A 9,700-nucleotide genomic window follows, 5' to 3' on the forward strand; every position below is an offset into this window, starting at 1 on the left:
CTCCGTGGTCCGTCGTCCGTGGGCGTGGTCGGTGGTCCGTGGGCGCCTCAGAGCCGCGGCGCGGGCTCCGGGGCCGGCTGCGTCGCGGCGAAGTAGGCGATCGTGTGCTTGATGCCTTCCTCCCAGGGCACCTTGGGCGCCCAGCCCAGCAGCTCACGGGCGAGGGCGGTGTCCGGGCGGCGGCGCTGCGGATCGTCGACGGGACGGTCGACGAACTCGATGCGCGAGGACGACCCCGTCAGCTCCACCACCCGGCGCGCTATGTCACGGACCGTGACCTCGTCGCTGCCGCCGATGTTGACGGGCCGCACCGAGTGGCTCGCCGCCACCAGCAGGACACCGTCGATCGTGTCGTCCACGTAGCACAGCGACCGCGTCTGACCGCCGTCGCCCGCCACCGTCAGCGGCTCCCCGGCCAGCGCCTGGCAGACGAAGGTGGGCACCATCCGGCCGTCGTGGGCCCGCATCCGCGGCCCGTAGGTGTTGAACAGACGGACGATGCCCGCGTCGGCGCCCCGGGCCCGGACATGGGCGGTGACCAGCGCCTCGGCGAACCGCTTGGCCTCGTCGTACACACTGCGCGGACCGACGGGATTGACGTTGCCCCAGTAGTCCTCGCGCTGCGGATGCTGCAACGGGTCGCCGTACACCTCGGACGTCGAGGCGAGCAGGAACCGGGCGCCGTCGCGCTCCGCGACCGCCAGCATCGAGCGGGTGCCCAGGCTGCCCGCGTCCAGCGTCTCCAGCGGCAGCCGCAGATAGTCGGCTGGGGACGCCGGACACGCGAAGTGCAGGACCAGGTCGTACGGCCCCTCCAGGCGCCGCACACAGTCCGGACCCGAGACGTCGCACTCCACGAACCGGAAACCGGGGAGCCCCTCCAGATGCGCGACATTGGCACGTGAACCGGACAGCAGGTTGTCCACACAGTCGACTTCAGCGCCTGAACTCAGCAGGCGCTCGCACAGATGGCTGCCGAGGAAACCGGCACCGCCGGTCACCACGGCGCGACGCCAGGGCAGAGGAGAGATCGGTTCAGTCATGGGACTTCCCTTCAGCCGCACACGGAGGCGCTGAAGAGCCGGGCGCACGGGGTCCGGCGCGGCATGGGGGCTGTGAAGACAGTTCAGGTGCAGGACTCACGGACGTGCCGGACGACGGCACCGCCCTGGTCGGCCGCCGCTTTCCCGACGGCACCGGCACTGGGTTCCCGTGCCAGTAGCTTTCACACGTTGATCCCTGTTCTGTTGATCCCATTGTGCGGAAGCACCGACTCCGGCGCGACTCCGGCCGGTCCCGGAACGGGCGGCGCCGATCGCCGGGGCGTGTCGACCCGGACCCGCGGGGCACTCGGGGCCCGTGACGGATCCGCCCGGGAGCCGTCCGTCGAGGCTGGAGGTGAAGGACATGGGTCACGGTGGGAACGTCATCGACGAACTGGTGACCGATCACCGGGAGGTCGAGGAACTCTTCGGCCGGATCGAGGCGCTGCCGTTCGGCGACGAGAACCGCAAGACGTACGCCGACCAGGTCACGATGGAGCTGGTACGGCACTCGGTGGCCGAGGAGGCGTATCTCTACCCGGCCGTGCGGGAGCACGTGGCCGGCGGTGACGCCCTGGCGGACAAGGAACTCGAGGACCACGCCAAGGCCGAGCAGATCATGAAGGACCTGGAGAGCTGCCGCCCCGGCGACGCCGAGTTCGACCGGCTGATCGGCATGCTCATGAGCGAGATCCGCGCGCACATCGCCGACGAGGAGGGCAACCTCTTCCCGCGGCTGCGCGAGGCCTGCCCGCCGGAAGCCCTCGACGACCTGGGCGACAAGGTCCGCCAGGCGAAGAAGATGGCTCCCACGCGTCCGCACCCCTCCGCCCCGGACAAGCCGCCGGCCAACAAGCTGCTCGCGCCGGGCACCGGACTGGTCGACCGGATGCGGGACATGCTGAGCGGGCGGGGCAAGGAGAGCTGAGGCGGCGCGCGCCTCAGCACCAGCCCGGGTCCGTCGCCGTCGCGACGGACCCGTCCGCATGCCTTCAGGTCGACCCGTCCACCCGTCCGTGCCTCCAGTCCGACCCGTCCATCCGTCCATCCGTCCATGCCTTCAGGCCGACCCGTTTCGTATGCCTTCGGACCGACGTGATTGTGGTCGCCGTCACGACGGACGGCACCGGGCGGGTGCGGCGCTGGGGCTTGTGAGCAAGCACACTCGACACACCAAATACCCGAAGGCCGAAGGCGATTGGGGTTCCGGCGGGCGCGCGGCGGGGCGCGGTGCCGCCGCCTGCCCCACCCCGTCTGCCACGATGGTCCGCGCCGTGACCGATCAGGTGGAGCGGCCGTGCAGCGCAGCCGGCGTTCCTCGGTTCCGCCGACCCCTTTGACTGCCTCGCTCGCCCCTCGGGTACCGCTCTGTGTCTTCCGCACCCCTTTCCGCGCCCTCCCCTGCCCCGAACAACGCACCGGCCCCCTCCTCCGGCCGGGCGTCACGCTCTCCGTGGCGCTCCCTGAGGTACCGCAGCGTGCGCTGGTGGTCCGTCGCGAACTTCCTGTCGAACGCCGGCACCTGGATGCAGCTCACGGTCCAGAACCTGCTCGTCCTCGACATCACCGGGTCCGCGGCCGCGACCGGGCTGTCCATGTCCGTCCAGGCCGCTCCCGCCCTCTTCATGAGCCTGCTCGGCGGCGCGGTCGTCGACCGCTGGCCCCGCAAGGTGACGGCCGCCGTCAGCCAGGCCCTGCTGGGCGCGGTCGCCTTCGCGACGGCCGTGCTGGTGGCGACGGACCGGCTCGACATGACCTCCCTGCTGGTGCTGGCCGCCGTGACCGGCACCATCGCCACCGTCGACGGCCCCGCCTGCGCCCTGCTGGGCAACGACCTGGTCCCCGCGGAGGACCTGCCGTCCGCCATCGGCGTGGGCGCGCTGGTCCACAACGCGGGCCGGCTCGCGGGCGCGGCGCTGGCGGGCGTGACGGTGGGCTTCCTCGGCACGGCCTCCGCGTACGCGGCCAACGGCCTGTCGTTCCTCTTCGTGACCCTGGTGATCCCGTTCCTGCGCCCGGCGCCCGGCGCGGCCACGGCCGGGCCGCGCGTCCCGCGCCCACGGCAGCCGGCGCGCGCCGACATGACCGTGCGGGAAGGGCTGCGCTTCTTCGTACGGCGGCCCCGCCTGCTGGCGCTCGCCGGGGTCACCGGCATCAGCGCGGTCTTCGGCCGCAACTACGGGCTGACCCTCGCCGTGCTCGTCACCGGGCCCCTCGCGGGCGGCCCGGGGGCCTTCGGCACGGTCTCCACCGTCCTCGCCGTCGGCGGCATCGTCGGGGCGGTCCTCGGCGCCCGGCTGCGGCGGCCCTCGGTCCGGCTCGTCGGCACGCTCGCGGCGGCCGGCGCCCTGCTGCAGGTGGCGGCCGGCCTGTCGCCGTCGCTCGCGGTGCTGCTGGTCCTGGTGCTGCCGATGGCCGTGGTGGAGTCCGTCTCCGACACCGCCGGCACCGCCGTCCTCCAGACCGACCCGCCCGCCCATCTGCGCGGGCGCGTCCTCGGCGTGTGGAGCAGCATCGGCACGGTCTGGAGCCTGGGCGGCCCGCCGGCCCTCGGCCTCCTCATGGAAACGGCCGGCGCCCGGGGCGCCCTCGTCATCGGCGGCCTCCTCATCGCCCTCACGATCGGCACGGGCCTGGCCCACCGCACCCGCCGCCGCCCCCAGCCGGTGGCCCTGCCGGCCAAGCCGGGCGAGGAGCTCCCGGACCGGGAGGCCCTGGGGACGGCTGCCTGACCGGGTGGGTTCGGGGGACGGCTGCCTGACCGGGTGGGTTCCGGGGACGGCTGCCCGACTGGCAGGGTTAGGGGGCGGTTGCCTGGCCGGGGTTTCCCCGGCCACCCCCTGGATGACGAGCCCCCGCCCGATCCTCGGGCGAAGACCCTCACCCGCCCTCAGGCGACGAGCGCCCGTCCCGGGTCGAGGCGTTCCAGGAGCTGGGCGTGGTGGAGGCCCGCGACGGGGGCGAGGAGGTCGGGGTGGCGCAGGAGCGCCGCGGCCTGGCGGTCGCGGTCGTCGGGCGCGACCAGGCGCCGGAACTCCAGCGGCAGCCCCGTCGTGTGATCGTCCCCGTCGAGCCCCGCCACGGCCAGCGCGGCCAGCTCCGGGTCGGTGAGCAGACAGGCCGCCCAGCTCGCCACGACCTCGTCCACCCAGCTGCGCCAGGCGCTGTCGTCCGCCTCATGGCCGTCGTCCGTGCCGCTGATCCAGTCCAGCCTGGCCGAACCCCCCGGCCCGGCCATGCCGACCAGCGCCGCGTCCATCATCGTCGGATACCGCAGCCACGCCGCGACGGTCACCGCCTGGCGCGCCTGCACCTCGCACAGGGCCGAGGCCAGCGCGCCACCGGACGCCGGGTACGCCCGCGTCAGCCACTGGGCGGTCGCCGCGATGATCGGGGAGAGGTCTGCGCGCACTGAGGGCCGTCCGAGCTGCGTACGAGGAAACAGGGAGTTCCGGAAACGGTAGCCCGCGCCCCCGCCGGGCGACATGCCCGGGCCCGGACCATCCGCGTGGCCTCGGCCACACCCCCCGGCCGCTCACGCCCCGCGCACCGCCCCCGCGCACCGCGCGGCCAGCCTGCGCAGCGCCTCGGCGAGTTCCGGCGGGCCCTGGGTGAGGGTGAAGTCGGCGTCGACCGAGGTGATCATCCAGGCCAGGTCACGCGGGGTGTCGGAGCCGAGGTGCAGCAGACAGCTGTGGTCGTCCACGGGCTCCACGACCCCCATGCCGGGCCACACCCGGTCGGCGACCGCCTCGGCCGGTTCGTGCAGGGTGACGGTGGCCCGGAAGGGCCAGGCCCGCGACGACAGCCGGTGGGCCAGATAGGTCGCCGCGTCCCCGTCGGGAACCTCGCGCGGCACGAACCGCGGCCCGGTCGGCACCCGCGGGGTGATCCGGTCGACGCGGAAGGTCCGCCAGTCGGCACGGTCGGTGTCCCAGGCCACCAGATACCAGCGCCGGTCGAAACTCACCAGCGAGTGCGGCTCGACACACCGCACGGAACCCACCGACCGCCCACCCCGCCCGTCGCCGGGGTCGTGGGGCGGGCGTGCGTCGTGCTTGTCGCCGGGGTCGTGGGGCGGGCGTCCATCGTGCTCGTTCCCGGGGCCGTCGGCCGAGTGCCCGCCGTGCTCGTTGCCGGGGCCCTCGTAGTCGAAGCGCAGCCGCTCGCGCCGTCGGCAGGCCTCGGCGACGGCCATCAGCGTCTCCGCCGAGACCTTGGGCCCCGGCACGGACCCGGCCCGCACGGTGGTGGACTGAAGGGTGCCGACCCGGTGCCGCAGCCGGGACGGCAGCACCTGCTCCAGCTTGGTGAGGGCGCGCGACGAGGCCTCCTCGATGCCGGCCACCGTGCCGTCGGCGGCGCCGCGCAGCCCGACCACGACGGCGACCGCCTCCTCGTCGTCCAGCAGCAGCGGCGGCAGACTCGCCCCCGCGCCCAGCCGGTACCCGGCCGAGCCACGGGTGGCCTGCACCGGGTAGCCCAGCTCACGCAGCCGCTCCACGTCGCGGCGCAGCGTACGCCTGGCGACCCCGAGGCGCTCGGCGAGTTCGGCGCCGGAGCGGTCGCCGTGGGTCTGCAACAGGGCGAGCAGCTTCAGCAGCCGCGCGGAGGTCTCCACCATGGTCACCAGGCTGCCGCACAGTTAGGACCGCGCCTGACCCAACCCGTCCCTAACGTCGGCGCCATGACCGGAACGACACCCGAAACGGCCGCCGTCCCCCCTTCCGAGGGTTCGCGCGTCCGCCCCTTCCACCTGCACATCCCGCAGGAACGGCTCGACGACCTCCACGCCCGGCTCGCCGCCACCCGCTGGCCGGACGAGCTACCCGGCGTCGGCTGGAGCCGCGGCGTCCCCGTGACCTATCTGAAGGAGTTGGCCGAGTACTGGCGCACCGGCCACGACTGGCGCGCGCAGGAAGCGGCACTCACCACCCACCCGCACTTCACGACCACCGTCGACGGCCAGAACCTGCACTTCCTCCATGTGCGCTCGCCCGAGCCGGACGCCACCCCGCTCATGCTGCTGCACGGCTGGCCGGGCTCCTTCGCCGACTTCCTCGACGTCATCGGCCCGCTGTCCGACCCCCGCGCCCACGGCGGCGACCCGGCCGACGCCTTCCACCTCGTCGTCCCCTCCCTGCCGGGGTTCGGCTTCTCCACCCCGCTCGCCGGACCCGGCATGAACGCGGCCCGCATGGCGACCGTCCTCGACCACCTCATGTCCCGCCTGGGCTACGACCGTTACGGCGTCCAGGGCTATGACACCGGCTCCTGGGTCGCCCCCGCGATGGGCCGGCAGGCCCCGGACCGCGTCCTCGGCGTCCACGTCAACGCCCTGGTCGCCTTCCCCATGGGGGCGGAGGGCGAGACGGACGGTCTGACGGAGGCCGAACAGCGCCGCTGGCAGCGGATGCAGGACTTCAACGACGGCTATCTCCAGTGCAATGCCAAACGCCCGCAGACGGTCGCCTACGCCCTCACCGACTCGCCCGCGGGCCAACTCGCCTGGATCGTGGAGAAGTTCAAGGAACTCACCGACCCCGAGGACGGACTGCCCGAGGACAGCGTCGGCAGGGACCGCGTCCTGACCGACGTGTCGCTGTACTGGTTCACCGGCACCGCCGCCTCCGCCGCGCAGATCTACTACGAGGAGATGTCCGCCACCGGCTGGGACGACGCCAGCTGGGACGACGCGAACGGTGCCGACGCGAACGGTGCCGACGCGAACGGTGACGACTCGAACGGTGAGGACGCGAGCGGTGCACAGGAGTGGGGCACCGCGCCGGAGACACCCGGCGCACCCACCGCCGTCCTCCTGTCCACCCATGACGTCACCGTCCGCCGCTGGGCAGAGCGCGACCACGACGTCGTCCGGTGGACCGAACTCGACCGCGGCGGCCACTTCCTCGCCATGGAGGCCCCCGACCTGCTCGTCGACGACGTCCGCGCGTTCTTCCGCGCGGTGAAGCCCTTGTGAACGTCGTACACCGATCGCATACTGGGCGCGATCAACGGGGCCAGGCCACGCGGCACGGCGAGCGTGGCAGGGGGAGTCATGAACAGCGCGGACACCCGACTCGTACAGACGGCGGTGATCGGCAGCCGTGACTCGACGCGGGCGATCGTCCTGCCGACGGACGCGAACGCGCTCGTCCGCTGGCGCCGCCGCCACCCCGCCTACACCTACTGGTGCGGCATCCAACTCGGCGGCTGCGGGCATGAGTTGTCGGACCGTCTGTACCGGGACAAGGTCTGCCACTTCGCACACCGTCCGCACACCTCCTGCCATCGCACCGCCACCGGGGCGGACAGCGCGGACCACCTCTTCATCCGCGACGACCTCGCCGCGTGGGCGGGCCGGCACCGCCTCAAGGGTCGGGTGACCTCCCACGACCTGGGGTCCGGTCCGGGCGGCGCCGTCGACTTCCGGCTCGGCGAGGCCCGGCAGCACGTGCGGTTCCAGTTCAGCAGGCTTCCGCACGAGGAGTGGCACGGGACCCGTGACCGCCTGGTCCGCGAATCGACCACCCTCGACTGGGTGTTCGGTCCGGGCACGGCCCACCCGGACACCATGGAGGAGCTGTACGACGAGCAGGGCCACCTGCTCCGCTTCCGCTTCGAGACCGTCGGCGCGGTGCGGCGCATCCGGCTGCGGGCGGAGGACCCGCGCCGCAGCACCGACTGGGTCCCCCTGGACGCCTGCGCGATGACCCCGGACGGACTCTCGGTCCCCGGGGCGCCACCGCGCCGCGCCGGGACGGCCCGAGCGGCCGTCCGCCCGACCGCCGCGTCCACGCCCGAGCCCGGGCGGCGGTCGTACGACGACCAGGTGTCCGCCGCGCGGGAGGCCCTGGTCGGCGCGGCGCGGCTGCGCACCCGGCCCACCTGGGAGGCCCTGGCCCGCTCCGCCGGCGGTGACCTGCTGGAGCTGTCCGTCCCGGAACGGGTCCGGCTGCTGGTCGCGGTGGAGAGCCTCGCCGCGGGGCGGGATGATCCGCTGCTCTCGGCGCTGCTGCGCACCGACGAGAGCGACCCGCCGGCGTACGTCGGAGCCGTCGTCGCGGCGCTCGGCTGTGGCACGCCCGCGACGGCGGGGGTGCTGAAGCGGTGGTGCCAGCGCGAGGCGGACCGTGCCTTCGCCGTGCACGGTGTACCGGCGCGCACGGCGCCGCCGCGGCTGTCGCTCACCGCCGACGGCCGGATCGCCGCGCAGGGCGCGGAGCCGCCGCAGCACCGGACCATCGTCCATGTGCGGGGCGGCACCGTCCGCGCGACCGCGGGGCGTCCCAAGGGCGCCGCCGGCCGTGACGGCGTGGCCCGCTCGCGGGACACGGAACTCCGGCACGCCCTGGCCGCCGCCCGCCGGCGGCGGGGGACCCGGCGTGCCGAGGCTCTGCTCAAGGAGGCGGAGGGCGCGCTGACCCGGCTGCCCGAACCGCAACGCGGGCAGCTCCTCAAGGAGGTCGAGGCCACCCGTGGGTGGCTGCGCGCCGGTCCGGGGAAGCCGGGGCCGAAACGGAAGCGGCGGGCGCAGGCCGTCGCCGCTCAGTCGGCCAAGCCGTCGGCGAAGCCGGGGGCGACGGCCCAGGTCAAGAGCAAGGCTCAGGGCAAGGCGAAGACCAGGACAGAGCCCGCGGCGCGGTCCAGGGCCAGGGTCTCGGACAGGCTGAGGGACGCTCGTCCCCTGCCCGGCTTCTCGGGTCCCGCGCCCGCGAAGAAGAAGACCTCCTGAGGTCGCAGCACCCGCCCCGCCGCCCCCGACCTGCTGATCGCCCCCTCTCTCACGCGGACCGGCCGCGCGTGCTGAGGACCATGTACGGGGCCAGACGCGTCTCCGCCGGCTGTGGCGCGCCGTCACCGTCGGCCTGCGCCAGGGGCAGGTCGAAGTCCGGCGCCGGGAATCCGGCGTCGGTGAGGAGGGCCCGGTAGCGGGGGAGCGAGCGGTAGTGGCAGGCGGTGGTGACGGTGGTTCCGCTCAGCCTGCGCAGGAAGGTGGGGACGGTGTCGCCGTCGGCGTAGACGGCGCCGGGTTCGCCGTAGCGGAGGGTGGAGAACTGCTCGCCGGTCGCCTGCGGGTTGAGGTCGGCGAGGACGTACGGGGCGCCGGGGCGCAGCACCCGGTGGATCTCGCCGGTGAGGGCGGCGAGCCGGCCGTCGTCGGGGTCGGTGCAGTAGACCAGGCAGCACACCACGGCGTCGACGGAGCCGTCCGGGATCCACTCCAGGGACTTGCCGTCGAACGCGCGGTAGTGGACGCGGGGGTGGGGGCGGTCGGCGCGGGCGATGTCCAGCATCGCGGTCGACAGGTCGAGGCCGTGCACGGTGCACTCCCGCGCCTCGGCGACGTGGGTGGTGAGCGCCCCGGTGCCGCAGCCGACGTCCAGCACGGTCCCGCCGGGCCGCACCGCCGGTCCGAGGCGCCGCAGGACGGTGGGGAAGATCAGAGTCCGGGCGAGCCGCATGTCCCGGTCCTGGTATGCGTCGGCTGCCTGCACGGTGTCCCAGGGCACGGGCGGCTGGTCGGATGCGGTCACGGGGTGTCGCCTTTCGCTCGCTCACTGGGCAGTTCGGGCCTTCCCGAGAGGCTCCGTGAACAATCCACCGATACGGGTGATTTCGCGCCGACGACCCCACGGACCCGAGCGACCCCCCCC

The 9,700-nt window shown here is 74.0% G+C and carries 8 protein-coding genes; 4 read left to right on the forward strand and 4 right to left on the reverse strand.

Annotation, left to right across the window (positions count from 1 at the left end; translation table 11 throughout):
- Positions 1-47 precede the first annotated feature (47 nt).
- The gene (locus ALMP_RS41265) at positions 48-1,043 is read right to left on the reverse strand and encodes an NAD-dependent epimerase/dehydratase family protein (protein ID WP_264937145.1); all 996 of its coding nucleotides are present in this window, start codon (positions 1,041-1,043) and stop codon (positions 48-50) included.
- 364 nt (positions 1,044-1,407) lie between these two features.
- On the opposite strand from ALMP_RS41265, the gene ALMP_RS41270 reads away from it, so the two are divergent.
- Both ALMP_RS41270 and ALMP_RS41275 read left to right on the forward strand, forming a co-directional pair.
- Positions 1,408-1,971, forward strand: coding sequence for a hemerythrin domain-containing protein (locus tag ALMP_RS41270; protein WP_264937146.1), 564 nt, complete (start codon positions 1,408-1,410; stop codon positions 1,969-1,971).
- A gap of 550 nt (positions 1,972-2,521) precedes the next feature.
- The gene (locus ALMP_RS41275) at positions 2,522-3,775 is read left to right on the forward strand and encodes an MFS transporter (RefSeq protein ID WP_264937147.1); all 1,254 of its coding nucleotides are present in this window, start codon (positions 2,522-2,524) and stop codon (positions 3,773-3,775) included.
- Positions 3,776-3,933: 158 nt separating this feature from the next.
- On the opposite strand, the gene ALMP_RS41280 is transcribed toward ALMP_RS41275, so the two are convergent.
- Positions 3,934-4,455, reverse strand: a complete 522-nt coding sequence (locus tag ALMP_RS41280; RefSeq protein WP_264937148.1) for a hypothetical protein — start codon at positions 4,453-4,455, stop codon at positions 3,934-3,936.
- Between the two features lie 123 nt (positions 4,456-4,578).
- Positions 4,579-5,667: a YafY family protein gene (locus ALMP_RS41285; protein WP_264937149.1), complete on the reverse strand. Its 1,089-nt coding sequence runs from the start codon at positions 5,665-5,667 to the stop codon at positions 4,579-4,581.
- Between the two features lie 63 nt (positions 5,668-5,730).
- On the opposite strand from ALMP_RS41285, the gene ALMP_RS41290 reads away from it, so the two are divergent.
- A complete protein-coding gene (locus ALMP_RS41290; RefSeq protein WP_264937150.1) occupies positions 5,731-7,023 on the forward strand; it encodes an epoxide hydrolase family protein in 1,293 nt (430 codons plus the stop codon).
- A 78-nt stretch (positions 7,024-7,101) separates the two neighbouring features.
- Complete coding sequence (locus ALMP_RS41295) at positions 7,102-8,778, forward strand: competence protein CoiA (RefSeq protein WP_264937151.1); 1,677 nt, start codon at positions 7,102-7,104, stop codon at positions 8,776-8,778.
- A 49-nt stretch (positions 8,779-8,827) separates the two neighbouring features.
- Here ALMP_RS41295 and ALMP_RS41300 read toward each other — a convergent pair whose 3' ends face one another.
- Complete coding sequence (locus tag ALMP_RS41300; protein ID WP_264937152.1) at positions 8,828-9,580, reverse strand: class I SAM-dependent methyltransferase; 753 nt, start codon at positions 9,578-9,580, stop codon at positions 8,828-8,830.
- Positions 9,581-9,700 lie beyond the last annotated feature (120 nt).

It is taken from the genome of Streptomyces sp. A012304, assembly GCF_026008495.1.
Classification (GTDB): domain Bacteria; phylum Actinomycetota; class Actinomycetes; order Streptomycetales; family Streptomycetaceae; genus Streptomyces.